This is a genomic window from Comamonas sp. SY3, from assembly GCF_041730275.1.
In the GTDB taxonomy this organism is placed as follows: domain Bacteria; phylum Pseudomonadota; class Gammaproteobacteria; order Burkholderiales; family Burkholderiaceae_C; genus Comamonas; species Comamonas sediminis.
Window position 1 is genome coordinate 152,900 of record NZ_JBGTYN010000010.1, and the last position, 22,776, is coordinate 175,675.

Below are 22,776 nucleotides of genomic sequence, written 5' to 3' on the forward strand. Positions count from 1 at the left end.
GGCAAACTGCCACATCTTCGGGAGCAGGCATGGATTCCAAAAACTACTACGAGGTTCTGGGCGTGGATAAAAAGGCCAGCGCAGACGAGATCAAAAAGGCATTTCGCAAGCTGGCGCGCAAATACCACCCGGACCTGAGCAAGGAAAAAGACGCCCAGCAGCGCATGGCCGCAGTCAACGAGGCCAATGCCGTGCTGTCGGATGCGGAAAAGCGCGCTGAGTACGACGCGATGCTCGACGCTCCGCGCGGTTTTGCGTCCGGCGCGGGCAACCCCTTCCGGGGTGCCGAGGGCTTTGACAGCGGTGATTTCCAGTTTCGCCGCCAAAGCATGGGCGGGGATGCGGATTACAGCGATTTCTTTCGCCAGATGTTTGGCGACGCTGCACGGGGGCAACGCGGCGGCCGTGCGGGCGGGCCGCGTGCCGCCATGCGGGGCGAAGACCAGCATGCCAGCATCGAGCTGGACCTGACGGACAGCTACCGCGGCAGCGAGCGCATGCTGACCCTGCACGGCCAGGAGATCACCGACGAGGGCGAGGTGCGCAGCCAGGAACGCCAGCTGCAGGTGAAGATCCCCGCCGGCGTGCGTGAAGGGCAGATGATTCGTCTGGCCGGTCAGGGCGGACCCGGGTACCAGGGTGGCCCGGCGGGCGATCTGCTGCTGGAAGTGCACTTTCGCGCTGACAAGCGCTGGCGCGCCGAAGGCAAGGATGTCTATATGCCGATGGCCGTCAGCCCCTGGGAAGCGGCACTGGGCGGTAGCGCCGAGGTGCACACCCCCGCAGGCACGCTGGAGGTGCGCATTCCGGCGGGCTGGTCGGCCGGGCGCAAGCTGCGCATCAAGGGCAAGGGCCTGCCCGCTGCCACACCTGGCGACCTGTACCTGGAGCTGCAGCTGCACATCCCGCCAGCAACCACCGAGGAGGAACGCGCCGCCTATACCGCCTTTGCCCAGGCCTTTCCCCAGTTCCAGCCTCGCCAAGGAGCGTAACCATGCCCCACACCACCACCGTACACACCACCACTGTGCAGATCATCGACGACGACAGCCTGGATGCCGCCAGCCTGGCGCAGGCCTGCCAACGCAATCTGGACTGGGTGCAGGCCCGTGTCGTCGATGGCGTGCTGACGCCCAGCACGGGCACGCGCAACCCCGATGCGGTCACCAGCTGGCGCTTTGCCGCCACCTGCATCGTTCGCGCGCGCCGCGTTGCGATGCTGGAGCACACCTATGACGCCGACCCGCAATTGGCCGCATTGACTGTCGACCTGATGGAAGAGGTGCTGGAGCTGCGCCGCCGCCTGCAGCGCTGAAGTCCCTTTGCACAGACGCAAAAAAGCCCGCCAAAGCGGGCTCTTTCTTACCGAAAAGGCACCATCCGCATGCCGCGCCTGATCGTGGCAAGCGCGGCATGCGGACGGGGCAAAACCGGTATGCGGTATCAACCGCCCTTGTGCGTACGCTTGCCTGGGTTCTTCTTGGAACGGGTAGCGGTGCCACGGGCACGGCTGACCTGTTGGCCACGGCCAGCGGTAGGCAGGCTCTTGCCGTTAGGCAGGGCCGGTTGGGGGGTGAACTTGCGGTCAGCTTCCGTAACGATTTTGTTGCCCATCCTGGGACCTCGCGATAAACAAAACCGACATTAGGCCACAGATGCCAGGCGAGCAGATAAAAATACCTGCTAATTCCGATGGCTGGGTGCGAAATTAGGCATACACGCCGCAAGCGGAGCCCGCAAATCAGGCGCTTTGCTTACATTTGGCCCGCTCTACCAGCTTGTAAATTACGGCTATCTGGTTAGGATTCATAAAACAAAACAAGGAATATTTGCTTATGCACGAGCTCGATCATCAACAACGACCGCAGCAGCGCTCCCTCTGGCTCCCCGTAGCAGCGGGTGTTGCAGCGTTGGCCGTTTACTGGTGGACCAGCAAGCCCTCCCGCAAAGTCGTGCCGGTCGACCTGATTGAGCCGGTGGCCGACTTTGATGTTGAGCGCTTTGTCGGCGACTGGTATGAGATCGCCCGCATCGAACGCGGTCTGGGCAAGCCGCTGACACGTTCACGCGTCGAATACGAACTGCTGAGCGACGGCAGCCTGGGCATCACCACCCGGGGCTTTCATGCCGGCACCCACCGCTGGGTGGAAGGCCATGGCATTGCCCGCTTTGTCGGCGCGCCCCACTTTGGCGCGATGAAAGCCTCGTTCATGGGCCCTTTCCACGAGGGCTACCATGTGGTCGCGATCGATCCCGAGTACCGCTGGGCCATGCTGATGGGCGACACCACCGACTCCTTCAAGCTGCTCTCGCGCAAGCCCGTGCTCGACGGCAAGACCACCGACATGCTGGTGCACCAGGCCGCACTGATGGGCGTGGAGACCTCACGCATCCATTGGGTGATGCAGGACGGCGTCAATCCCACGGGCCACTGGTAAGCGCCGCCAACACAAGCCTTGACACATCGTTGCCTCGCCGGCCGCACCAAGCCTGTTCGTACTGCTGCACTGCCTGTGACTTGACGCGTTGTCGGGGCGCCCCGCTTCAATCGCAAACCTTCGGTTTGCTGGGTTGTGTTAACGGCTCCAGGCCGCAGCCCCCTTCAATCGCTGCGGGGCACCCAAGCCTGCACGTGCCGCGTGCAGGCTTTGCTTTGCCGGTTGGCATTTCAGACGCCGATCCGCTTGGCGCCAGCACGTTCCTCATCGATCAGCACCTGCATGCTGCCGGCAAACTGGATCGTCCCTTTCTCCAGCACATAGGCCCGGTCGCTCACCAGACGTGCAAAGTGCAGGTTTTGCTCACACAGCAGAATGCTCACGCCGCGCTGCTTGAGCTGCAGGATCATCTGTGCCATCTGCTCGACGATGACAGGCGCCACGCCCTCGGAGGGCTCGTCGAGCAGCACCATGTAGGGATTGCCCATGAGCGTACGGGCAACGGTGAGCATCTGCTGCTCGCCGCCACTCATCTGCCCTCCTGGCCGCTGCGGCATGGCCGCCAGATTGGGAAAGAACGCCAGCAACTCGTCGACCGTCCACGCACTGGCCTGGCTGCCATCGGCCCAGCGGCGGGCAGGCTGGCGGCCCACCTCCAGGTTTTCCAGCACCGTCAGACCGCTGAAGATGCGGCGCTCTTCGGGCACATAGCCCAGCCCCAGGCGCGCTATACGCCAAGAGTCGGCCTGCGCAATGTTCTGGCCCATGAACTGTACGCTGCCCTTGCGCCGCTCCACCAGGCCCATGATGGCCTTGAGCGTGGTGGACTTGCCCGCACCATTGCGGCCCATCAGGGCCACGACCTCGCCACGCCGCACCTCCAGGCCCACATCAAACAGGATATGCGCCTCGCCGTACCAGGCGTTGAGCTGGCTCACCTGCAACAGCAATTCAGCCGTTGCATCGGGGGTCTGCGTGTTCATAAGGCGGGCTCCTGGCGCATGCCGTCACTGTCGTAAGTGCTGCCCTTGCCCAGGTACACCGCTTGCACCTCGGGGTTGCGCCGCACGTCCTCAGGTTGTCCCTCGGCAATCAGCCGGCCCCGCGCCAGCACAATGATGCGGTCGGCATAGGCAAAGACGACATCCATGCTGTGCTCGGTAAACAGCACGGCCATGTCGCGCTCGCGGGCCAGTTGCCGGGTCAGCGCCATCAGCTGCAGGCGTTCGGCCTGCGCCATGCCGGCCGTGGGCTCGTCCATCAGCAGCAGCACCGGCTTGTGGGCCATCGCCAGCGCCAGCTCCACCCGCTTCACATCGCCATAGGCCAGCGCATTGCAGGCGCGGTCAGCCTGGTCCTGCATGCCCACCAGCGCCAGCAACGCCAGTGCTTCGTCACGCTGAAAGCCGGCAGCCTTCTGCCACAGGCCAAAGCTGCGGCCCGCAGCAGACAGCAAGGCCATCTGCACATTCTCGGCCACCGTCAGTGAGGCGAAGGTCTCGGCAATCTGGAAGGTGCGCCCTACTCCGAGGCGCCAGATCTCACGGGGCCGCTTGCCGCCCAGGGCGGTGCCATTGAGCAGCATGCTGCCGGCATCAGGCACCAGCTGCCCGCCCAGCATGTTGAAGGTGGTCGTCTTGCCCGCGCCATTGGGGCCTATCAGCGCCAGCACCTCGCCGCGGCGCAGCGTAAAGCCCACGTCCGCCACGGCCTGCACGCCGCCAAAGCGCTTGCCCAAACCGGTCACTTGCAGTAGTTCTGTCATGGATTTCCAAGGAATACCACAGGCGCCTTGAGCCGCCTGCAGATACGTCAATCTGTGTCGTTCGGGCCGGTTCAGCCCAGCTCCAGGCTCGCCGCCATCAGCCGCTGTGTGTAGGGCTGGCGGGGTGCGTCCAGCACCTGCATGACGTCGCCGCTCTCGACCACTTCGCCATCCTTCATCACCAGCACCTCATGCGCCATGGCGCGAATCACCGCCACATCGTGCGTGATCAGCACATAGCTCAGGCCGCGTTCACGCTGCAGGCGCTGCAGCAAGGCCAGCACCTGCTGCTGGATGGTGACATCCAGCGCGCTGGTAGGCTCGTCCAGCACCAGAATGTCAGGGTCTACGATCAGCGCGCGGGCAATGGCCAGGCGCTGGCGCTGGCCACCCGAGAACTCATGCGGATAGCGGTCGAGCAGGCCCGGGAACTGGGCCTCGGTCATGCCCACCTCCTGCAGGAGCGCCCGCACCTGCTGCTGCAGCTCGGCAGCGGCCAGGTGAGGCTGCGCCAGTTGCAGGCCTTCGCCCACAATCTCCTGCACCGTCATGCGTGGCGACAACGACGAGAACGGGTCCTGGAACACCACCTGCACCTGGCGGCGCAGTTGCTGGTTGGCGCCACTGTTGCGCTGGGCCGGCAACTGCCAGGCCTGTTCGCCAATGCGCAGCTCACCCTCGCTGGGCAGCAGACCCAGGATCGCCTGAGCCAGGGTGGATTTGCCCGAGCCCGATTCGCCAATCACGCCCAGGGTCTGGCCCCGGGGCAGGCGAAGACTGGCGCCGCGCACCGCCTCAAACCGGCCCTTGCGGAACCAACCGGCAAAGCCCGGCAGCGGCGTCGCATAGGCCACATGCAGGTCACGTGCCTGCAGCACCGCCGGCGCCTCGGGCTGGCGCGCCACGACCTGGCGCTGGGGCGTGCTGGCCAGCAGCTTTTGGGTGTAGGCATGCTGGGGCGCGGCAAACACCTCGGCCACGGCGCCCTGCTCGACCAACCGGCCCTTCTCCATCACGGCCACCCGGTCGGCGAAATGGCGCACCAGCGGCAGGTCATGGGTGATCATCAGCACGGCCATGCCGGTCTGGCGTTGCAAGTCACTCAACAGCTCCAGGATCTGGCCGCGCAGGCTCACATCGAGCGCGGTGGTGGGTTCATCGGCGATCAGCAGCTTGGGCCGGCAGGCCAGCGCCATCGCAATCATCGCGCGCTGGCGCTGGCCACCGCTGAGCTGGTGCGGATAGCTGCCGGCGCGGCGCTGCGGCTCGGCAATGCCGGTGGTGGCCAGCAGCTGCACGGCCTGCTCCCAGGCCGCCTTGTCGCCCAGCCCCTGCTTGAGCTGCAGCACCTCGGCAATCTGCGCGCCCATGGTCATCAGCGGGTTCAGCGCCGTCATCGGCTCCTGAAAGATCACCGCAATCTCGTCGCCCCGCACCGCTTGAATCTCGCGCTCGGAAATCTGCAGCAGATTGCGCCCGCCCATCAGCGCTTCGCCGCGCAGCTGGGCCTCACCCACCAGGCGCAGCAGCGACAGCGCTGTGATCGTCTTGCCCGAGCCGGATTCTCCGACCAGCGCCAGCTTCTCGCCAGCCTGGATGCAAAAACTCAGGTCCTTGACCACATCCTGGCCGCCGAAGCCCACATGGAGGTGGTTGACCTGCAACAGCGGCGCGGGCACCGCCACCGGGGCTTGTGTTGGCTCAAGCATGGCGGGCCTCCTTGGCATCTGCGCCGGCTGGTGCGGCTGGCTGGGCCGGCACTGCCACCGGCGCTGCGCCCGCACGGGGCGCATTGAGCTGCTTGCGCGGGTCCAGCGCATCCCGCAGCGCATCGCCCATAAAGGTCAGCAGCAGCAAGGTGCCCACCAGCACCGCAAAGGTGGCCAGCGATATCCACCAGGCGTCGATGCTGTTCTTGCCCTGGCTCAGCAACTCGCCCAGACTCGGCGTGCCGGGCGGCACACCCAGGCCCAGGAAATCCAGCGAGGTCAAGGTCAGAATCGAGGCGCTCATCTGGAACGGCAGGAACGTGACCACCGGCGTCATGCTGTTGGGCAGAATGTGGCGCCACATGATTTTCCAGCTGGGAACGCCCAGCGCCCGCGCCGATTTCACATAGTCCATCTGGCGGTTGCGCAGAAACTCCACCCGCACATAGTCGGACAGCGCCATCCAGCCGAACAAGGCCAGCAGCACCAGCAGCAGCGCAGCGCTGGGGGCCAGCACGGCACTGAAGATGATCAGCAGGTACAGCACCGGCATGGCGCCCCATATCTCGGTAAAGCGCTGGAACATCAGGTCCACCTTGCCGCCGAAAAAGCCCTGTATGGCACCTGTCAGCACGCCGATCACCGTGCCCACTGCCGTCAGCGCCAGGCCAAACAGCACGCTGACCCGAAAGCCATAGATCAGCTGGGCCAGCAGGTCACGCCCCCGGTCATCGGTGCCCAGCCAGTTGTCGGCCGATGGTGCCGACGGCGTGGGTGACTTGGCAAAGTAGTTGATGGTGTTGGGGCCATAACGGTTGAGCGGAAAGAGCGCCCAGTTGCCCTCCTTGCCCAGTTGCTGCTGGATGAAGGGGTCCAGGTAGTCGGTGGCGGTGTGGAAATCGCCGCCAAACGTGGTCTCGGGGTAGTCCTTGGCGAGCGGAAAATAGGTCTGCCCCTCGTAGCGCACGACGAGCGGCTTGTCGTTGCTGATCAGCTCGGCAAACAGGCTGAGCACCACCAGCACCACAAACAGCAGCAGGCTGTAAAAGCCCAGCTTGTTGGACTTGAAACGGCGCCAGGCGCGGGCAGCGGGCGAGCGGCCCGGCGGGAGTGGGGAAACAGGCTCGGTCATCGTCATGGTCTGCAGAGGCGGTGTGGGCACCGTCCCCCTCCTGTCACTGAATAGGGGGGCCTGGGGCCTTGGGGGGCGACGGTAGCGACTGTGGCGGCGATGGCACTGGCAGCCGCGTTGTCGCTGTTGGCCGACAGCCAAACGGCGCGCCATCGGCCATGCTCTGCGCCATGCCAGCCAGCACCAGCCCCCCAGCCTTGCGCACCGCGCTCAAAAGCATTGCCATTTTTGAAGCGCTCAAAGGCCTTGCCGCGCTGCTGGGCCTGTTGGGGCTGCTGAGCCTGCTGCACCACGATCTGCACCGTCTGGCGCTGGAGCTGATCGGGCACTTCGGCCTCTCGCCCAACGCCCGCTACCCGGCCGTACTGATCGGCTGGGTGGACAAGGTCAATGCCACCTCCATCCATACGCTGGTGCTGCTGGGCGCGGCCTATATCGCGCTGCGCTGGCTGGAGGCCTGGGGCCTGTGGCATGACAAGGCCTGGGGCGAATGGCTGGGCGCGCTGTCCTCGGGGCTGTACATTCCCTTGGAAATACAGCACCTGCTGGCGCACCGCCACTGGCAAGGGGCGGTGGTGCTGCTGCTCAACATCGTGGTGGTGGCCGTGCTGCTGCGGCGCCTGTACCTGCGGCGCAAGCACTGAAGCACCACAGTATCCCGCTGCTGTCGGGTGGGCCAATGCGGGCATGCGCGCCTCAGTCAAACTTGACACGCGGATCCACCCAGACATAGCACAGGTCGCTCACCAGCTTGGTGAGCAGACCGATCAAGGTAAACAGGTACAGGGTGCCCAGCACCACCGGGTAGTCGCGCCGCAGCACACTCTCGTAGCTGAGCAGGCCCAGACCATCGAGCGAGAACAAGGTTTCGATCAACAGCGAACCGGTGAAGAAAGCCCCGATGAAGGCCGCCGGAAAGCCGGTGACAATGGGCAGCAAGGCATTGCGGAACACATGGCGCCACAGCACCTGGCGCTCGCTCAGGCCCTTGGCCTTGGCGGTGATCACATACTGCTTGCGGATTTCTTCAAGAAAGGCGTTCTTCGTGAGCATGGCCGTCACCGCAAAGCTGCCAGCCACCATGGCGGTCACCGGCAAGGTGATGTGCCAGAGATAGTCCACCAGCCTGGCGGCCCAGCCCATCTCTTCCCAGCCCGATGAGGTGAGGCCGCGCAGCGGAAACCACTGCAGTTGACCGCCAAAGATCACCAGCAGCGCCACGCCCAGCACAAAACCGGGTATCGCATAGCCCACCAGCACGATCACCGTGGTGACCATGTCGAAACGGCTGCCCGCGCGCACCGCCTTGGCAATGCCCAGCGGCACCGCAATCAGGTAGCTGATGAAAAAGGTCCACAGCCCCAGGCTGATGGAGACCGGCAGCTTGTCCTTGATCAGCTGCCAGACGCTCTTGTTCTGGAAAAAGCTGTTGCCCAGATCAAAGCGCGCGAACTGGCCCAGCATCTGCACAAAGCGCTCGACGGGCGGCTTGTCGAAGCCGTACAAGGCCTTGATTTCTTCGAGCCGTTTGGGGTCAATGCCCTGCGCGCCCCGGTAGCCCATGCTTGCGCCTTCAGCCCCCCGGTTACCGGCCTTGGCCTCCGCCAGGTACTGCTCGACCGGGCCGCCCGGCACGAACTGGATCACCACAAAGGTCAGCAGCAGGACCCCGAACAACGTGGGAATCATCAGCAGCAGACGTTTGAGGATGTAGGCAAACATGCGGTGCGGGCTCCAATGTCAGCACGGGCGGGCAAGCGCCGTGGCACTGTGGCAGAAAAGGCCTGGGCAGCGCGGCAGGCGCGCCGGGGCGGTGAGAGGGATCATATAACGGCTGGGCCCTGCCTCAGACCGGCTCATGGCTTGGCCGTGTCAGCAGTGATCGGCGGCATGCGCGCCCACCAGTAGTACATCACCCAGGTCTCGCCCGGCACATAGGCGGGCACCTGCGGCGGCTCCACCAGGCGCCAGGCGTCATACACCACCCGGTGGCTCGCCGCATACCACTGCGGGATGAGGTAGTGGCCCGCCACGATGATGCGCTCCAGCGCATGGCAGGCAGGCAGCAGCTCCTGCTCGCTCTTGGCGCTGGCCATCTTGGCAATCATCGCGTCGACGGCCGGGCTTTTAAGGCCAATGAAGTTGCCCGAGCTTTCCTGGTCCGCCGCCGCGCTGCCGAACAGTTCGGCATATTCCTGGCCTGGGATATTGGTGCCCGGGATGTTGACCGATATCAGGTCATAGTCGAACTTGTCGACCCGCTGCTGGTAGAGCGCATAATCGGCCACCCGCAGCCGCAGCTTGATGCCGAGCTTTTCCAGATTGCGCATCCAGGTCGATACGGTGCGCAAGCCGCCTTCGTTGCTGTCCAGAAACTCCAGCTCCAGCGCCTCGCCGTTGGCATTGCGCAGCACGCCGTTGGCGTCCACCTTCCAGCCGGCTTCGGCCAACAGCGCCTGCGCCTTGCGCAGGTTGTCGCGCAGGCTGCTGCCCTGGTCGGTACGTGGTGGGCTTTGTATCGGGCCCAAGGTGCCGGCGGGCAGGTCCTTCTCAAAAGGCTTGAGCAGGGCCAGCTCGGCGTCGCTCGGGCTGCCGTGGGTCTCACACACGGTATTGCCAAACAGGCCATGCACGCGCTCGTAGGCACCGTAGAACAGCTGGCGTTGCATCCACTCGTAGTCAAAGGCCAGGCCCAGCGCCTCGCGCACGCGCACATCCTGCAGCACCGGGCGGCGCAGGTTCAGAAAATAGCTCTGAAAACCGGACGGCAGCTTGTTGGCAAATTCCCCCTTGCGCAGCTCACCCCGGTCAAAGCGCTTGCCATACAGGCGCCGCGCCCAGTCACCGGCGCTGAAAAAGCGCATCACATCGAATTCACCGGCCTTGAGCGCCTCCAGCTTGGCGGTGTTGTCCTTGTAGATCTTGATCGTGATCCGGTCAAAATTGGCGCTGCCCACGCGCACCGGCAGGTCCTTGGCCCAGTAGCCGGGGTCGCGCACATAGGTGATGTCCCGGCCAAACACCACCGGGCCGATCTTGTAGGGGCCGCTGCCGATCGGCATATCGGTCACGATCTGGTCAAAGCGCTTGGGCTTGCCATCGGCGCCCAGGCCCCAGTCGCGGCTGAAGACCGGCAGGCTGCCCACGGTCAGCGGCAGATCGCGGTTGGGCTTCTTGAAGCGAAAGCGCACCGTGCGGTCATCGATGACATCGCAGCCTTCCACATCGGCCAGCAAGGTCTTGTAGCCGGGCGCAGTGTACTGGCTGATCAGCGCCTCGTAGCTGTGCTTCACGTCCTGCGCCAGCACCGGTTTGCCGTCGTGAAAGCGCGCCGCCTTGCGCATCTTGAACGTGGCGGACAGGCCATCGGCTGCCACATCGATGTCCTCGGCCAGCAGCCCGTAGCCGGTCGTCGTCTCGTCCAGGCTGGCGATCAGCAGGCTGTCAAACAGCATCTCGGTCAGATAGGCCGGGGGCGAACCTTTGATCGTGAAGGGGTTGTACTTGTCAAACGTGGAGTAGCGCAACGCGCTGACCAGCCGCAACTCTCCGCCCTTGGGCGCATCAGGATTGGCATAGGCAAAATGCTTGAAATCCGCCCCGTAGCGCGGCTCGCCCCAGAGGGCGTAGGCATGGTTGGCCCAGGCAGGTGCTGCCGCAGCAGCCCACAAAATCAGCGGAAGGCAGAATCGCATGCGACAATTCTGCCCTAGCTGGCCACCTGTGCAAGCGTTTACCCCCGAGAAACGCTCTGCCCCGGTGCCAGGTCTTTTTTGGCCATGCCTCATGGCCTGGAACTCATCAGGAGAAGAACAATGGGATTTCTGACCGGCAAGAAACTGCTGATCACGGGCGTGCTGTCCAACCGCTCCATCGCTTACGGCATCGCCAAGGCCTGCCACCAGCAAGGCGCCGAGCTGGCTTTCAGCTACGTGGGTGAACGCTTCAAGGACCGTATCAGCGAATTCGCTGCCGAGTTCGACTCCACGCTGGTGTTCGACTGCGATGTGGCCGATGACGCCCAGATCGAGAAGATGTTTGCCGACCTGGCGGGCACCTGGGGCAAGTTCGACGGCTTTGTGCACTCGATCGGCTTTGCACCGCGCGAAGCGATTGCCGGCAACTTCCTGGAGGGCCTGTCGCGCGAAGGCTTCCGCATTGCGCATGACATCAGCGCCTACAGCTTCCCGGCGCTGGCCAAGGCCGCCCTGCCCTACCTGAACGACAAGTCGTCGCTGCTGACCCTGTCCTACCTGGGTGCCCTGCGCTCCATCCCGAACTACAACACCATGGGCCTGGCCAAGGCGTCGCTCGAAGCCTCCGTGCGCTACCTGGCCGAGGCCGTGGGCCGCACCGAAGACGGCCGCGCGATCCGCGCCAACGGCATCTCCGCCGGCCCGATCAAGACCTTGGCCGCTTCGGGCATCAAGGACTTCGGCAAGCTGCTGGGCCGTGTGGCTGATGCCTCCCCGCTGCGCCGCAACGTGACCATCGAAGATGTGGGCAATGTCGCCGCCTTCCTGCTGAGCGATCTGGCCTCGGGCGTGACTGCCGAGATCACCTATGTGGACGGAGGCTTCAGCCAGACGGCAGGCCTGTCGGCCGACCAGGTCTAAGCCCTTCCGCTTGAACAAAAGCCCTGCAGGCTGGGAGCCTGCAGGGCTTTTTCATGTCCAGCCGCATTGTCTAGACGCTAAAACGGCGCAGCCGCAACGCATTGGCCAGCACAAACACACTCGACAGCGCCATCGCCCCCGCGGCAAACACCGGCGACAGCAGGGTGCCATTGATCGGGTACAGCAGGCCTGCGGCGACCGGGATCAGCGCCACGTTGTAGGCAAAGGCCCAGAACAGGTTCTGGTGGATATTGCGCATGGCGGCGCGCGAGAGCCCGATGGCGGTCACGACGCCGCGCAGGTCGCCGCCCATCAGCACCACATCGGCCGACTCGATCGCGATATCGGTGCCCGAGCCCACGGCAATACCCACATCGGCCTCGGCCAGCGCGGGCGCATCGTTGATGCCATCGCCCACATAGGCCAGCGCACCATGTGCGGTCCGCAGGCGTTTGACGGCCTCGACCTTGCCATCGGGCAACACCTCGGCCACCACCTCGTCAATGCCCAGCTGCTGGGCAATCGCCTCGCCGGTGCGGCGGTTGTCGCCGGTGATCATCGCCACCTTCAGCCCCATCGCATGCAGGCCCTCAATGGCGGCCCGTGTCGTCGGCTTGATCGGGTCGGCCACGGCAATCATGGCCGCCAACTGGCCATCGATGGCCGCATACAACGGCGTCTTGCCTTCGGCGCCCAGGCGGGCCGCCTCGTCGGCAAACACCGCCACACCGGCGCCCAGCTGCTGCATCATGCGGTCTGCGCCGACTTCCACCCGCGCGCTACCCACTTGGGCACGCACGCCAAATCCGGTCACCGATTCAAAGCCGGACAGCGGTGGCAGTTGCAGGCCTTCAGCCTGCGCGGCCTGCACAATGGCCTGCGCAATCGGGTGCTCGGACTGGCTCTCGACGGCTGCCACTGCCGCCAGCACGGCGGCGCGCTCAAAGCCGGGGGCCAGCACCAGGTCGGTCAGCGCGGGCCGGCCTTCGGTCAGGGTGCCGGTCTTGTCGACAGCCACCACCCGGGCGTCTTTCAGCAGCTGCAAGGCTTCGCCCTTGCGGAACAGCACGCCCAGTTGGGCGGCGCGGCCGGTGGCCACCATGATCGAGGTCGGCGTGGCCAGGCCCATTGCACAGGGGCAGGCAATGATCAGCACGGCCACCGCATTGACGAGAGCCAGACTCAGCGCCGGCGACGGGCCCAGCAGCAGCCAGAGCACAAAGGTCAGCAAGGCGGCGGCCATCACGGCGGGCACAAACCACATGGTCACCTTGTCCACCACCGCCTGGATCGGCAGCTTGCCGCCCTGGGCCTGCTCGACCATGCGGATGATCTGCGCCAGCACGGTGTTGCCACCCACCTCGGTGGCCTCCAGCGTCAACGCGCCCTTTTGGTTGATGGTGCCGCCCACCACCTGGGCGCCATGGGTCTTGTGCACCGGCACGGGCTCGCCGCTGATCATCGATTCATCGACATAGCTCTCGCCCCCGGTCACCCGGCCATCGACCGGAATGCGCTCGCCAGGACGCACCTGCACCGTGTCCCCGGGCTGCACCGCGTCAATGGCCAGTGACTGCCAATCGCCATCACGCAGCACCCAGGCCGTCTTGGCTTGCAGCTGCACCAGGCGCTTGATCGCCGCCGAGGTGTTGCCTTTGGCGCGCGCCTCCATCCAGCGGCCCAGCAGAATCAGCACCACGATCACCGCTGCCGCCTCGAAATAGACATGCACGGTGCCGGCCGGCAGGACGCCAGGCGCAAAGGTGGCCACCAGCGAGTAGAGGTAGGCCGACAAGGTTCCCACCGCCACCAGCGAATTCATATCCGGCGCAGCGCGCACGAGCGCGGGCAGCCCCAGGCGGTAAAAGCGGCGGCCCGGCCCTGCCAGCACCAGGCTGGTGAGCACCCATTGCAGCAGCCAGTTGCTCTGCTGCGGCAGCCATTGGCTCACCCAGTGGTGGAAGCCCGGCAGCATATGGCCGCCCATTTCCAACACAAATACCGGCGCAGCCAGCAGGGCTGCGATCCACAGATCACGCCACAGGCCTTGCTGTGCCTGCTGCTGGCGCTGGGTTTGCGCATCATGGGCATCGGCTGCCCCGCCAGCGTCTGCCACCTGCGGCAGGCTGCGGGCGGTATAGCCGGCCTTGGCCACGGCGGCCAGCAGTTGCTCAGCCTGCACGCCCGCCGTCAGCTGCACCATCGCGCGCTCGGTGGCCAGGTTCACGGCTGCGGTCTGCACGCCGGACACAGCCTTCAACGCCCGCTCGACGCGGCCCACGCACGAAGCACAGGTCATGCCCTCGATCTCCAGCTCCAGCGCATGCGCAGGCACCTTGTAGCCCGCTTTGTGCACCGCTGCCACGGCCTGTTCCAGCAGTTGGGCGGCGGGGGCCTGGTCGCCCAGTTGCAGGCTGGCCTGCTCGGTGGCCAGGTTGACATGGGCGCTCAGCACGCCAGGTACGGCCTGGAGCGCACGCTCGACACGGCCGACGCAGGAGGCGCAGGTCATGCCCTCGATCGGCAGTTGCAGCAGTGGGGTAGCAGAGGAGATGGTGGGGGCAGTCATGGCGGTTGTCTTTCTATCCATGGCAGCCACTTTAAAGATTGCCATGGTGTGAATGTCAAGCCCCTGCCAACAGCGGGTGCAAACGCAGCGGGGGCAGCGCGGGCAGCGCCGCCCGCCCCCTTACCAGTTGCTCTGGATCTTGCGCCGGCCTTCCTGCGGGAACGCGGGCTTTTGCGGCACATAGCCGCCAGGCTGCGGCTGGGGCGCGGCCTGGCTGCCCGCCGCTGCTGCGCCTGCGCGCGCACCCGAGCCTGGTGCAGCGGCGCCGGCCTGGGTCAGCCAGGTCACCACTTCCGAGCGGTCGGCACGGGTGGCAAAGTCGCTGGCGGTCAGACCTTGCTGGTTTTTCAGCTTGGGGTCGGCCCCCTCCTTGATCAGCAGTTGCACGGCGCTGCGCGTGCCATACTGCGCCGCCATCATCAACGGCGTGGTGCCATTGGGTGATGCGGCATCGATATAGGCATGGTGCTCCAGCAGCAGCGCCACCATCTGCAGGTCGGAGCCGTCTTCACTGGGAGCCGATACGGCATAGTGCAGCGGCGTCCAGCCCTCGCGGTTCACATCGGCACCCCGGGCAATCAAGGCCTTGGCCAGATCGACCTGGCCCTTGATGGCGGCCATCATCAGCGGTGTTTCGCCCTTGGCATTGGCCAGGTTCACGTTGGTTGCCGGCAGCGCAATCATGCCCTTGGCTGCGCGGTAGGAATCGAGCTTGAACGCCTGGGTCAGCCCCGTCTCGCCCTTCTCGCTCACGGTGTTGGGGTCAAAGCCGCGCTGCACCAGCGCCTCGATGCCCTTGGCATCGTCGCGGATGATGCGGGTGAAGAAATCGTCGTAGGAGCCCGCTTGCGCGACCGCGCAGGCGAGCGACAAGGCTGCGGCACAGGCCGCACGCAGCGCAGACAGGGAACGAGACTTGGGCTTCATGACAGCACTCCGCTGAACAATCGGTCGAAATTGCGGTTGGTGGCCTCGGCCACCGCTTCCACGCTGATGCCGCGCACCTCGGCAATCTGCGCGGCCACATGGGGCACGTAGGCAGGGATATTGGTCTTGCCGCGAAACGGAACCGGGGCCAGATAAGGGCTGTCGGTCTCGATCAGCAGGCGGTCCTCCGGCACAAAGGCCGCGACGTCGCGCAGATCCTGGGCCTTCTTGAAGGTGATGATGCCGGAGAACGAGATATAGAAGCCCAGATCCAGCGCTGCGCGCGCCACCTCCATGCTCTCGGTGAAGCAGTGGAACACGCCCCCTGCAGCATCAGCGCCACCGGTTTCGCCCTCTTCACGCAGCAGACGCAAGGTGTCGTCCGAAGCGCTGCGGGTGTGGATCACCAAAGGCTTGCGCACCTGCTGGGCCGCACGGATATGGGTGCGAAAGCGCTCACGCTGCCACTCCAGATCGGCAATCGTGCGGCCACCCTTGCGGTCTTCCATGCCGTAGTAATCCAGGCCGGTCTCCCCAATCGCCACCACCCGGGGCAACGCCGCGCGCTCGACCAGGTCCTGCACGCTGGGCTCGGCCAGCCCTTCGGTATCGGGGTGCACACCCACGCTGCACCAGAAGTTGTCATAGCGCATCGCCAGCGCATGCACGTCGGGAAACTCTTCCATCGTGCAGCTGATGCACAGCGCGCGGGTCACCCGGGCCTCGTCCATCTTGGCACGGATGGCCGGCAGGTCCTGGGCGAGCTCGGGAAAATTGAGGTGGCAGTGGGAGTCGGTGAACATCAATCGTCAACGCTGCAGACGAACGGAGCGCCGCAGTCCAAATACAAACAACTGCTGCCATTGTCCGCGCTCCGGCCCCGTGGCCGGTGGCTGCCACCGTAAAACCCTGTCAGCCCGGCTAAGAAATGCGGGTGGGACAGGGTCGAAGCTGCGTGCTTAGATCGTCTGCGTCGCGCGGTCGGCCTGCAAGGCGGTGCCCAAGATCTGTTCAATCTTGTAACGCAATTCGTCGGTTTTGGGGTCCTTGGGAAAGCGTACCCCGATGCCCTGGGTGCGGTTGCCGCTGGCGCCTGCCGGGGTCACCCAGCCGACCTTGCCGGCAATGGGGTAGCGCTGCGGGTCCTGCGGCAAGGTCAGCAACAGGTAGACATCATCGCCCAGCGCATAGTCCTTGGGCGTCGGTACGAAGATGCCGCCTTCCTTGAACAAGGGGATGTAGGCGGCGTACAGCGCGGCTTTTTCCTTGATGGCCAGTTGCAGCACACTGGGGCGCGCGCTGGCTGTGCCTGTTGCGGGAGTGGGACTGTTCATAGATTGCAAGGATAACCAAATTTTGCAAGCTCATCCCCTATGCCAGCGCAAAGAGCGGACAGAAAGCGGCGCTGTTACACCGCTGGCGGGCCCCGCTCAGCGGCGGGACTGCAGCACGCTGGCCGCCTGCGCCACCAGTGCCTCCAGCATCAGCCCCTGGTTGAAAGGGTGTGACGCCGTGCGCATCGACTGCGTCAACGCCTTGCTCCAGCGCGCCAATACGGCCAGTGTCGGAGGGGCCGGAAGATCAGCCGCCTCAAAAAACCGTGGCGTAGCCCCCACACGCAGCATCAGCAAATCATGGCAGAGCTTTTGCAAGGCATCGACCACCTCCGGCGCGGACAGGCTGGACAGCGCGCCGGGCTGGCCATTGGCCAGGTCCTTGGGCAGCTTCTTCCAGACCTGGGGCGAGCGGCCGGCCTCCATCTGTGCCAGTGCATCATCAGGGCGGCCACCCGCAGCCTGCAGCAGCGCATCGACCTGGTCGGCCGGCACATCCTGCGCGACCAGCCAGTTGCGCGCCGACGCCGTATCAGGCCACTGCATGGTGTGCGCCAGACAGCGGCTGCGTATCGTCGGCAGCAGCTGGTGCGCAGCCTCGGTCGCCAGCACAAAGCGGGCATCGCCTGGCGGCTCTTCCAAGGTTTTGAGCAGCGCGTTGGCGGTGACGGCATTCATCTTTTCTGCCGGGTACACCAGGACCGCCTTGCCCTTGCCCCGGCCGGAGGTGCGCTGGGTGAATTCCACCGCATCGCGCATGGCATCCACCCGGATTTCCTGGCTGGGCTTGCGCTTCTTGTCGTCAATGTCCGCCTGGGCTTTTTCCGGCAACGGCCAGCCCAGCGCCAGCATCTCGGTCTCGGGCATCAGCACACACAGGTCGGTATGGGCATGCACATCAATGGCATGGCAGCTGGCGCAGTGGCCGCAGGCCCCTTGCGGCGTCGGCGCATCGCAGAGCCAGGCACGTACCATGGCCATTGCAAGCGAAAACTGGCCCAGACCCGAGGGGCCTTGCAGCAACCAGGCATGGCCGCGCTGGGCCAGCAGCAGGTCGCGCTGCTGGGCGATCCAAGGTGCCAGAGGAGCGGGGGCGGCGGAGACAGCCTCAGCCGCAGCGGTGTTCTTGGCGGTGGCCATCTCAGCCCTCCTCCCGGCTGGCGCTCAGCCAGCCCCGGGCCTCGACGGCCTGGCGCACCGCCTGCCACACCGCCGGCTTGGGCTGGTGCGAATCGATGCGTGCAAACCTGCCGGGTTGCGCCAGCGCGCGCTCGGCATAACCGGCGGCCACGCGGGCAAAAAACTGCTGGGGTTCGGCCTCAAAACGGTCCGGGGCACGCGCGCCTGCCAGGCGCTCGGCGGCCACCTCGGTGGGCAGGTCAAACCATATCGTCAGGTCGGGCTGGCGCAGTGCGCCCTCGCCCAGCTCAGGCCGGGCCTGCACCATGTGCTCCAGCACCGACAGCACCTGCAGGTCAAAGCCACGCCCTGCGCCCTGGTAGGCAAAGGTGGCATCGGTAAAGCGGTCGCACAACACCACGTCGCCACGGGCCAGCGCGGGCTCAATCACCTGCTGCAGGTGGTCGCGCCGGCCGGCAAATACCAGCAAGGCCTCGGTCAGGGCATCCATGGGCTCCTGCAGGAACAGCGCGCGCAGCTTCTCGGCCAGCGGCGTGCCCCCGGGCTCCCGCGTGCTCACCACCCGGCGGCCGGCGGCCAAAAAGGCGTCGTGCAGGCCCTGGATATGCGAGGATTTGCCAGCGCCGTCAATGCCTTCAAAGCTGATGAACAGACCGCGCGAGGCAGCTGGGGAAGATACGGGAGAAGATGGAGTCATGCTGCGGCAGATTGTACGTGCCAGCCAGCCATCCGGACGGGATCAGCCCGCAGGATCCAGGTCCGTGTCGCCCGCCACACCGCGCTTGCGCGCCACCGCGTAGGCGGTCAGCACCTGGTGGGCCACCATATCGACACTGGGACGGGCGACGCCATCGCGGTCCACCCAGACCTTGGGCGTCAGGCTGCCCGACAGGCAGATGCTGTCGCCATCGCCCAGGCCCAGCAATGCGGCGACCGGGGCATCGTCGAAAGCGATGACGTTGACAATCAGCATCTCGCCATCGCCTGCACCGGCATTGGCACGCACCTTGGCCAGCGCGTAGGGCTTGCCGGTTTTACTGGTGCGCTCGACCGGCTGGCCCAGTATGCGCCCGGAAACCAATCCATCCATCATGCTTGCATCCCCCATTCAAGCCCTGCAGTTTAGCCGCTCGGGCCAGAGCCAAATGCAAGTCGGGCCCGCCGATCAGGGCTCGCGTGGCGGCATAGCCACCGGCTTCTCGCCCAGCGCATGGGCGGCGGGCCCCGCAGCAGGACTGCTGTCGATGACCTTGAAAGTCGGCAGCGGCGTTTTCCCCAGCACCCAGGCCATGCGCGAGCCCGCACCTACCAGCGCGCCCATCACCCAGAAGACCCCGCCGACACCGATGGCCGCCCCCGCCGCACCGAACATCAGCGGCATGCAGACGCTGGAGCCGTTGATCAGCATCAGCCGCAAGCCCACCGCCTCGCCATGGCGCTCTTCCGGAGTGATCTGGTGCAGCATGCTCATGGCCATCGGCTGCACGCTGCCCAGGCCGATGCCCAGCAAGGCCGAACAAAAGGCCATCGCCCAGGCATTGGGCATCAGTGGATAGACCGCGAAGATGGCGGCGGTCAGCACCATCGCGGCCATCACCACCGTCATCTCACGCAGATGGCGCGAGATGGCAGGCAGCAGCACCCGGATCACAAAGGCCGCCAGCGCGAACACGCCGAGCACGGCGCCGATCTCGGAGGCCGACAGCCCCCGGTCATGGCCCAGCAACGGCACGACAAAGGTGTGTACATCCCAGCAGGAGGCGACCAGCCAGTTGACGATCAGCAGGCGCCGGAAGGACTGCTCGCGCAGCAAATCCCAGGCATGGTGCGGCTGGCCATCGCTCTTGGGCGGCGCCGGCTCCATCTCCTGCGCGCTGCGCACGCACCACCAGGCGACCGCCGAGAACAGCGCCAGCACCGCAAACGCGATGCGGTAGGACAGGTTGTTGCCCGCCTGGCCGGTGGAGTGGTCGATGATCAGGCCCGTCACCATCGGGCCCAGAAAATTGGCAATCGCCGGGCCCAATGACAGCCAGCTGAAGATCTGGCGCAATTCGCTGGCCTCATGCGCGACGCGGCCGGCGTGGCGCTGCAGCGCAATAATGGAGATGCCGCAACCCGCGCCGGTCAGCAGCGCCGACAGGCACAGGACTTCAAAGCGGGGAAAGGCCACACCGATGGCGGTGCCGGCAAAGGCCAGCGCAATCGCCGCGAGCATCGGCTTCATGAAGCCATGCCGGTCGGCGTAGCGGCCTGCCGGCAGCGCCAGAAACACCTGGGTCAGCGCAAACAGACTGAGCAAGAACCCCACGGCGCCGGGGGTGTGGCCATCGCGCAGGGCCAGCAGCGGGGCTGCCAAACGCGTGCCTGTCATACAGGTATGGACGAAAAACTGGCCGATGATCAGCCGTATCAACTCGCGATTCACGCGTTCCCTTCAGCACCTTGGGCACTTGGCGCTTGCTTGGCCTGCATTGTCGGCTAAGAAAGGCTTGCCGCGCTGTCGCCTTCGTCCGTATCCGAGGTCAGAGGGCCCAACTCGCCGGCTGCAGGCGTCTCATGCACATGCGAGAGGCGCTTTTTGATCGCGCGGGTGCGCACATCGACCTGCTCGAACTTCTTGGCTGCCTGGTCCAGCGACTTGCGCGTGGCCTCGACCACCTCGCCAAACTTGTTGAACTCGGTCTTGACCTGGCCCAGCACCGCCCAGACCTCGGAGCTGCGCTTTTCGATGGCCAGCGTCTTGAAGCCCATTTGCAGGCTGTTGAGCATCGCTGCCAGGTTGGCGGGCCCCGAGACCATGACCCGGCAATCGTTTTGCACCGCCTCGACCAGGCCGGGCCGGCGCATCACCTCGGCAAACAGGCCCTCGGTGGGCAGGTAGAGCACCGCAAAATCGGTGGTGTTGGGCGGCGAGACGTACTTGCTGTAGATCTTCTTGGCCTCCAGGCGGATCGAGTTTTCAAAACCGATGCTGGCCGACTGGATCGCTGCCTTGTCCATGCTCTCCTGCGCATCCATCAGCCGCTGGTAGTGCTCCACCGGGTACTTGGAATCGATGGGCAGCCACACCGGCCTGTCGTCGCTGTGGCCCGGCAGGCGGATCGCGAACTCCACCATCTCGTCGCTGCCCGGCACGGTCTTGACGTTCCTGGCGTACTGCTGGGCGGTCAGCACGTTGTCGATGATCATGCCCAGCTGCAGCTCGCCCCAGGTGCCGCGCGATTTCACATTGGTCATCACGCGCTTGAGGTCGCCCACGCTGCCGGCCAGGGTCTGCATCTCGCCCAGGCCCTTGTGCACCTGCTCCAGCCGGTCGCTGACCAGCTTGAAGGATTCACCCAGGCGCTGCTCCAAGGTGGCATGCAGTTTTTCGTCCACCGTTTTGCGCATCTCTTCGAGCTTGCTGGCGTTGTCGCTCTGGATGCTGGCCAGCCGCTCATTGAGCGTACCGCGCAGCTGCTCGGCCTGCTGCTGGTTGGCCTGCAGCAGCTGCGCCAGCTGGCGCCCCACCCCATCCTGCATGCCGCTCAGGTGCGACTGCACATCGGTCTTGAGCGTGGTCAGGCTGTGGTGGTTGGCCCGGGTGAGTGCATCGACGCGCTGGGTCAGCGAGGTATCGAGCACCGACAGGCGCTGGTTGACGGCGGCATCGAGGTGGGCCAGGCGCTGCGCCAGCTGGGCCTCGAACCCGGCCAGTGCCTGGGCCAGTTCCTGGCGCCCCAGGCGGGATTCGGCCAGGCTTTGCGCCATGCGCGCCTCCAGCGATTCGCGGAACTCGCCCATCACGTCCTGGCTGCCCTGGTTCAGCTCGCGCAGCTGCAAAGTCAGGTGCTGCGACAGGTGGCTGAGCGCCCCTTCGCTGCGTGCCAGCGCCTGCACCGTCTGCTGCTGGTCCCGGGCCTGGCGCTCCTGCTGCTGCAGCCAGACCTCACCCAGATCGGCCTTGGGCCGGCGCAGCAGCATGACCAGCAGATTGGCCAGCACCGCCAACAACACCAAGGTCAGCAGCACCAGGCTGAGCAGCGACCGATCCAGATCCAGATTCACAAGCGTTCCCCGTGTTTGAGAAGACTTCAAAAATAATAGCTGCTTGCACCCGCCTGGTGGGCACAAACAGCCATGTTTATTGAAATATTTTGCGTTCAGGCAGCGCTGCGGCGGCTGTGCTCCAGGTGGTTGACGGGCGTGACCGGCGCCTGGCCGCCCAGGTAGGCGATCAGGTTGTCGGCCGCCAGCTGGGCCATGGCCCGGCGCGTGCCCATCGTGGCGCTGGCGATATGCGGGGTCAGCACCACATTGGACAGTGCCAGCAAATCCGGGTGCACCGCAGGCTCGCCCTCGAACACATCCAGGCCGGCGGCAGCAATGGTCTTGTTGGCCAGGGCCTTGGCCAGCGCCGCGTCGTCCACAATGCCGCCGCGCGCAATATTGGTCAGCGTCGCCGTGGGCTTCATGCTGGCGATCTCGGCCGCACCGATCGTGTGGTGGGCCTCTGGGGTGTAGGGCAGCACCAGCACCAGGTGGTCGGCGGTGCTGAGCAGCTCCTGCTTGCTCACATAGCGGGCCTTGCAATCGGCCTCCAGCTCGGGGCTCAGGCGCGAGCGGTTGTGGTAGACCACCTGCATGCCAAAGCCATGGGCACCACGCCGCGCAATGGCCTGGCCGATGCGGCCCATGCCCAGAATGCCCAGGGTGCTGCCATGTACCTCGGCACCGGCCAACAGGTCATAGCGCCAGTCCTTCCACTGTCCGGCGCGCAGAAAATGCTCGCTTTCGGTGATGCGGCGGGCAGTCGCCATCATCAACGCAAAGCCAAAATCGGCCGTGGTCTCGGTCAGCACATCGGGCGCATTCGTGCCCTGCACGCCAGCTGCCGTCATCGCGGCCACATCGAAGTTGTTGTAGCCCACGGCCATGTTGGCGCAGATCTGCAACTGCGGGCAGGCGGCCAGCAAAGCCGCATCGATGCGCTGCGAGCCGGTGGTCAGCACGCCATCGATGCCCTGCAGGCGCTCGGCCAGCTCGGTGGGCGACCAGGCGACATCGTCCTGGTTGGACTGGACCTCGAAGTGCTGCTCCAGCACAGTGACCACTTCAGGGGAGATGGCGCGGGCAATCAGAATTTTCGGGCGGGACATCGGCA

At 65.4% G+C, this 22,776-nt stretch carries 22 protein-coding genes; 5 read left to right on the forward strand and 17 right to left on the reverse strand.

Features of this window, described 5'->3' with window-relative positions:
* Positions 1 to 29: 29 nt before the first annotated feature.
* Both ACCQ08_RS14815 and ACCQ08_RS14820 read left to right on the forward strand, forming a co-directional pair.
* Entirely contained in the window at positions 30 to 992 is a 963-nt protein-coding gene (locus ACCQ08_RS14815) for a DnaJ C-terminal domain-containing protein (protein ID WP_373450227.1), read from the forward strand.
* Positions 993 to 994: 2 nt separating this feature from the next.
* Positions 995 to 1,315, forward strand: a complete 321-nt coding sequence (locus ACCQ08_RS14820) for a MerR family transcriptional regulator (protein ID WP_239811708.1) — start codon at positions 995 to 997, stop codon at positions 1,313 to 1,315.
* A 128-nt stretch (positions 1,316 to 1,443) separates the two neighbouring features.
* Here ACCQ08_RS14820 and ACCQ08_RS14825 read toward each other — a convergent pair whose 3' ends face one another.
* A complete protein-coding gene (locus tag ACCQ08_RS14825; protein ID WP_239811707.1) occupies positions 1,444 to 1,614 on the reverse strand; it encodes a hypothetical protein in 171 nt (56 codons plus the stop codon).
* Positions 1,615 to 1,835: 221 nt separating this feature from the next.
* Here ACCQ08_RS14825 and ACCQ08_RS14830 point away from each other — a divergent pair, with 221 nt between their 5' ends.
* Positions 1,836 to 2,438, forward strand: coding sequence for a lipocalin family protein (locus ACCQ08_RS14830; RefSeq protein WP_312408846.1), 603 nt, complete (start codon positions 1,836 to 1,838; stop codon positions 2,436 to 2,438).
* 230 nt (positions 2,439 to 2,668) lie between these two features.
* On the opposite strand, the gene ACCQ08_RS14835 is transcribed toward ACCQ08_RS14830, so the two are convergent.
* The 4 genes from ACCQ08_RS14835 to ACCQ08_RS14850 all read right to left on the reverse strand — a co-directional run bounded on the left by ACCQ08_RS14835 (position 2,669) and on the right by ACCQ08_RS14850 (position 7,050).
* Complete coding sequence (locus ACCQ08_RS14835) at positions 2,669 to 3,421, reverse strand: ABC transporter ATP-binding protein (protein ID WP_373450228.1); 753 nt, start codon at positions 3,419 to 3,421, stop codon at positions 2,669 to 2,671.
* The gene (locus ACCQ08_RS14840) at positions 3,418 to 4,203 is read right to left on the reverse strand and encodes an ABC transporter ATP-binding protein (protein ID WP_373450229.1); all 786 of its coding nucleotides are present in this window, start codon (positions 4,201 to 4,203) and stop codon (positions 3,418 to 3,420) included. Before ACCQ08_RS14840 ends, ACCQ08_RS14835 begins: the two co-directional genes overlap by 4 nt.
* A gap of 71 nt (positions 4,204 to 4,274) precedes the next feature.
* A complete protein-coding gene (locus tag ACCQ08_RS14845) occupies positions 4,275 to 5,912 on the reverse strand; it encodes an ABC transporter ATP-binding protein (RefSeq protein WP_373450230.1) in 1,638 nt (545 codons plus the stop codon).
* Entirely contained in the window at positions 5,905 to 7,050 is a 1,146-nt protein-coding gene (locus ACCQ08_RS14850; protein ID WP_373450242.1) for an ABC transporter permease, read from the reverse strand. Before ACCQ08_RS14850 ends, ACCQ08_RS14845 begins: the two co-directional genes overlap by 8 nt.
* A gap of 164 nt (positions 7,051 to 7,214) precedes the next feature.
* Here ACCQ08_RS14850 and ACCQ08_RS14855 point away from each other — a divergent pair, with 164 nt between their 5' ends.
* Positions 7,215 to 7,688 (forward strand): DUF2127 domain-containing protein, encoded by a 474-nt coding sequence (locus tag ACCQ08_RS14855; RefSeq protein WP_373450231.1) that lies wholly within the window; start codon positions 7,215 to 7,217, stop codon positions 7,686 to 7,688.
* Positions 7,689 to 7,740: 52 nt separating this feature from the next.
* On the opposite strand, the gene ACCQ08_RS14860 is transcribed toward ACCQ08_RS14855, so the two are convergent.
* Both ACCQ08_RS14860 and ACCQ08_RS14865 read right to left on the reverse strand, forming a co-directional pair.
* Positions 7,741 to 8,766: a microcin C ABC transporter permease YejB gene (locus ACCQ08_RS14860; protein ID WP_373450232.1), complete on the reverse strand. Its 1,026-nt coding sequence runs from the start codon at positions 8,764 to 8,766 to the stop codon at positions 7,741 to 7,743.
* 134 nt (positions 8,767 to 8,900) lie between these two features.
* Positions 8,901 to 10,739 (reverse strand): extracellular solute-binding protein, encoded by a 1,839-nt coding sequence (locus ACCQ08_RS14865; protein ID WP_373450233.1) that lies wholly within the window; start codon positions 10,737 to 10,739, stop codon positions 8,901 to 8,903.
* A gap of 120 nt (positions 10,740 to 10,859) precedes the next feature.
* Between ACCQ08_RS14865 and fabI the strand changes: the two genes are divergently transcribed.
* Positions 10,860 to 11,660 carry an enoyl-ACP reductase FabI gene (gene fabI / locus ACCQ08_RS14870; RefSeq protein ID WP_239811699.1) on the forward strand — a complete coding sequence of 267 codons (801 nt, stop codon included), beginning with the start codon at positions 10,860 to 10,862 and terminating at the stop codon, positions 11,658 to 11,660.
* 70 nt (positions 11,661 to 11,730) lie between these two features.
* Here the strand turns inward: fabI and ACCQ08_RS14875 are convergent, their stop codons facing one another.
* The 10 genes from ACCQ08_RS14875 to ACCQ08_RS14920 all read right to left on the reverse strand — a co-directional run bounded on the left by ACCQ08_RS14875 (position 11,731) and on the right by ACCQ08_RS14920 (position 22,771).
* Positions 11,731 to 14,229, reverse strand: a complete 2,499-nt coding sequence (locus ACCQ08_RS14875) for a heavy metal translocating P-type ATPase (protein WP_373450234.1) — start codon at positions 14,227 to 14,229, stop codon at positions 11,731 to 11,733.
* Positions 14,230 to 14,349: 120 nt separating this feature from the next.
* Positions 14,350 to 15,156 carry an ankyrin repeat domain-containing protein gene (locus tag ACCQ08_RS14880; protein ID WP_373450235.1) on the reverse strand — a complete coding sequence of 269 codons (807 nt, stop codon included), beginning with the start codon at positions 15,154 to 15,156 and terminating at the stop codon, positions 14,350 to 14,352.
* Positions 15,153 to 15,959 (reverse strand): TatD family hydrolase, encoded by an 807-nt coding sequence (locus tag ACCQ08_RS14885; RefSeq protein ID WP_373450236.1) that lies wholly within the window; start codon positions 15,957 to 15,959, stop codon positions 15,153 to 15,155. The genes ACCQ08_RS14880 and ACCQ08_RS14885 overlap by 4 nt, the downstream gene beginning before the upstream one ends.
* Before the next feature lie 156 nt (positions 15,960 to 16,115).
* Complete coding sequence (locus ACCQ08_RS14890) at positions 16,116 to 16,490, reverse strand: PilZ domain-containing protein (RefSeq protein WP_239811695.1); 375 nt, start codon at positions 16,488 to 16,490, stop codon at positions 16,116 to 16,118.
* 96 nt (positions 16,491 to 16,586) lie between these two features.
* On the reverse strand, positions 16,587 to 17,630 hold the full coding sequence (locus ACCQ08_RS14895; protein ID WP_312462666.1) for a DNA polymerase III subunit delta': 1,044 nt from the start codon (positions 17,628 to 17,630) through the stop codon (positions 16,587 to 16,589).
* A gap of 1 nt (position 17,631) precedes the next feature.
* Positions 17,632 to 18,327: a dTMP kinase gene (tmk, locus tag ACCQ08_RS14900; RefSeq protein ID WP_239811693.1), complete on the reverse strand. Its 696-nt coding sequence runs from the start codon at positions 18,325 to 18,327 to the stop codon at positions 17,632 to 17,634.
* A 42-nt stretch (positions 18,328 to 18,369) separates the two neighbouring features.
* On the reverse strand, positions 18,370 to 18,723 hold the full coding sequence (locus tag ACCQ08_RS14905) for a single-stranded DNA-binding protein (protein WP_239811692.1): 354 nt from the start codon (positions 18,721 to 18,723) through the stop codon (positions 18,370 to 18,372).
* Between the two features lie 72 nt (positions 18,724 to 18,795).
* Complete coding sequence (locus ACCQ08_RS14910) at positions 18,796 to 20,058, reverse strand: MFS transporter (RefSeq protein ID WP_373450237.1); 1,263 nt, start codon at positions 20,056 to 20,058, stop codon at positions 18,796 to 18,798.
* 53 nt (positions 20,059 to 20,111) lie between these two features.
* A complete protein-coding gene (gene rmuC, locus ACCQ08_RS14915) occupies positions 20,112 to 21,596 on the reverse strand; it encodes a DNA recombination protein RmuC (RefSeq protein WP_373450243.1) in 1,485 nt (494 codons plus the stop codon).
* 179 nt (positions 21,597 to 21,775) lie between these two features.
* On the reverse strand, positions 21,776 to 22,771 hold the full coding sequence (locus ACCQ08_RS14920; protein ID WP_373450238.1) for a 2-hydroxyacid dehydrogenase: 996 nt from the start codon (positions 22,769 to 22,771) through the stop codon (positions 21,776 to 21,778).
* Between the last annotated feature and the right edge of the window lie 5 nt (positions 22,772 to 22,776).

What these genes read in the sequence shown, in the direction of transcription:
- ACCQ08_RS14815 (WP_373450227.1), top strand. Translation starts at nt 30, where the DNA reads ATGGATTCCAAAAACTACTACGAGGTTCTGGGCGTGGATAAAAAGGCC.
- ACCQ08_RS14820 (WP_239811708.1), top strand. Translation starts at nt 995, where the DNA reads ATGCCCCACACCACCACCGTACACACCACCACTGTGCAGATCATCGAC.
- ACCQ08_RS14825 (WP_239811707.1), bottom strand. Translation starts at nt 1,614, where the DNA reads ATGGGCAACAAAATCGTTACGGAAGCTGACCGCAAGTTCACCCCCCAA.
- ACCQ08_RS14830 (WP_312408846.1), top strand. Translation starts at nt 1,836, where the DNA reads ATGCACGAGCTCGATCATCAACAACGACCGCAGCAGCGCTCCCTCTGG.
- ACCQ08_RS14835 (WP_373450228.1), bottom strand. Translation starts at nt 3,421, where the DNA reads ATGAACACGCAGACCCCCGATGCAACGGCTGAATTGCTGTTGCAGGTG.
- ACCQ08_RS14840 (WP_373450229.1), bottom strand. Translation starts at nt 4,203, where the DNA reads ATGACAGAACTACTGCAAGTGACCGGTTTGGGCAAGCGCTTTGGCGGC.
- ACCQ08_RS14845 (WP_373450230.1), bottom strand. Translation starts at nt 5,912, where the DNA reads ATGCTTGAGCCAACACAAGCCCCGGTGGCGGTGCCCGCGCCGCTGTTG.
- ACCQ08_RS14850 (WP_373450242.1), bottom strand. Translation starts at nt 7,050, where the DNA reads ATGACGATGACCGAGCCTGTTTCCCCACTCCCGCCGGGCCGCTCGCCC.
- ACCQ08_RS14855 (WP_373450231.1), top strand. Translation starts at nt 7,215, where the DNA reads ATGCCAGCCAGCACCAGCCCCCCAGCCTTGCGCACCGCGCTCAAAAGC.
- ACCQ08_RS14860 (WP_373450232.1), bottom strand. Translation starts at nt 8,766, where the DNA reads ATGTTTGCCTACATCCTCAAACGTCTGCTGCTGATGATTCCCACGTTG.
- ACCQ08_RS14865 (WP_373450233.1), bottom strand. Translation starts at nt 10,739, where the DNA reads ATGCGATTCTGCCTTCCGCTGATTTTGTGGGCTGCTGCGGCAGCACCT.
- fabI (WP_239811699.1), top strand. Translation starts at nt 10,860, where the DNA reads ATGGGATTTCTGACCGGCAAGAAACTGCTGATCACGGGCGTGCTGTCC.
- ACCQ08_RS14875 (WP_373450234.1), bottom strand. Translation starts at nt 14,229, where the DNA reads ATGACTGCCCCCACCATCTCCTCTGCTACCCCACTGCTGCAACTGCCG.
- ACCQ08_RS14880 (WP_373450235.1), bottom strand. Translation starts at nt 15,156, where the DNA reads ATGAAGCCCAAGTCTCGTTCCCTGTCTGCGCTGCGTGCGGCCTGTGCC.
- ACCQ08_RS14885 (WP_373450236.1), bottom strand. Translation starts at nt 15,959, where the DNA reads ATGTTCACCGACTCCCACTGCCACCTCAATTTTCCCGAGCTCGCCCAG.
- ACCQ08_RS14890 (WP_239811695.1), bottom strand. Translation starts at nt 16,490, where the DNA reads ATGAACAGTCCCACTCCCGCAACAGGCACAGCCAGCGCGCGCCCCAGT.
- ACCQ08_RS14895 (WP_312462666.1), bottom strand. Translation starts at nt 17,630, where the DNA reads ATGGCCACCGCCAAGAACACCGCTGCGGCTGAGGCTGTCTCCGCCGCC.
- tmk (WP_239811693.1), bottom strand. Translation starts at nt 18,327, where the DNA reads ATGACTCCATCTTCTCCCGTATCTTCCCCAGCTGCCTCGCGCGGTCTG.
- ACCQ08_RS14905 (WP_239811692.1), bottom strand. Translation starts at nt 18,723, where the DNA reads ATGATGGATGGATTGGTTTCCGGGCGCATACTGGGCCAGCCGGTCGAG.
- rmuC (WP_373450243.1), bottom strand. Translation starts at nt 21,596, where the DNA reads ATGCTGCTGCGCCGGCCCAAGGCCGATCTGGGTGAGGTCTGGCTGCAG.
- ACCQ08_RS14920 (WP_373450238.1), bottom strand. Translation starts at nt 22,771, where the DNA reads ATGTCCCGCCCGAAAATTCTGATTGCCCGCGCCATCTCCCCTGAAGTG.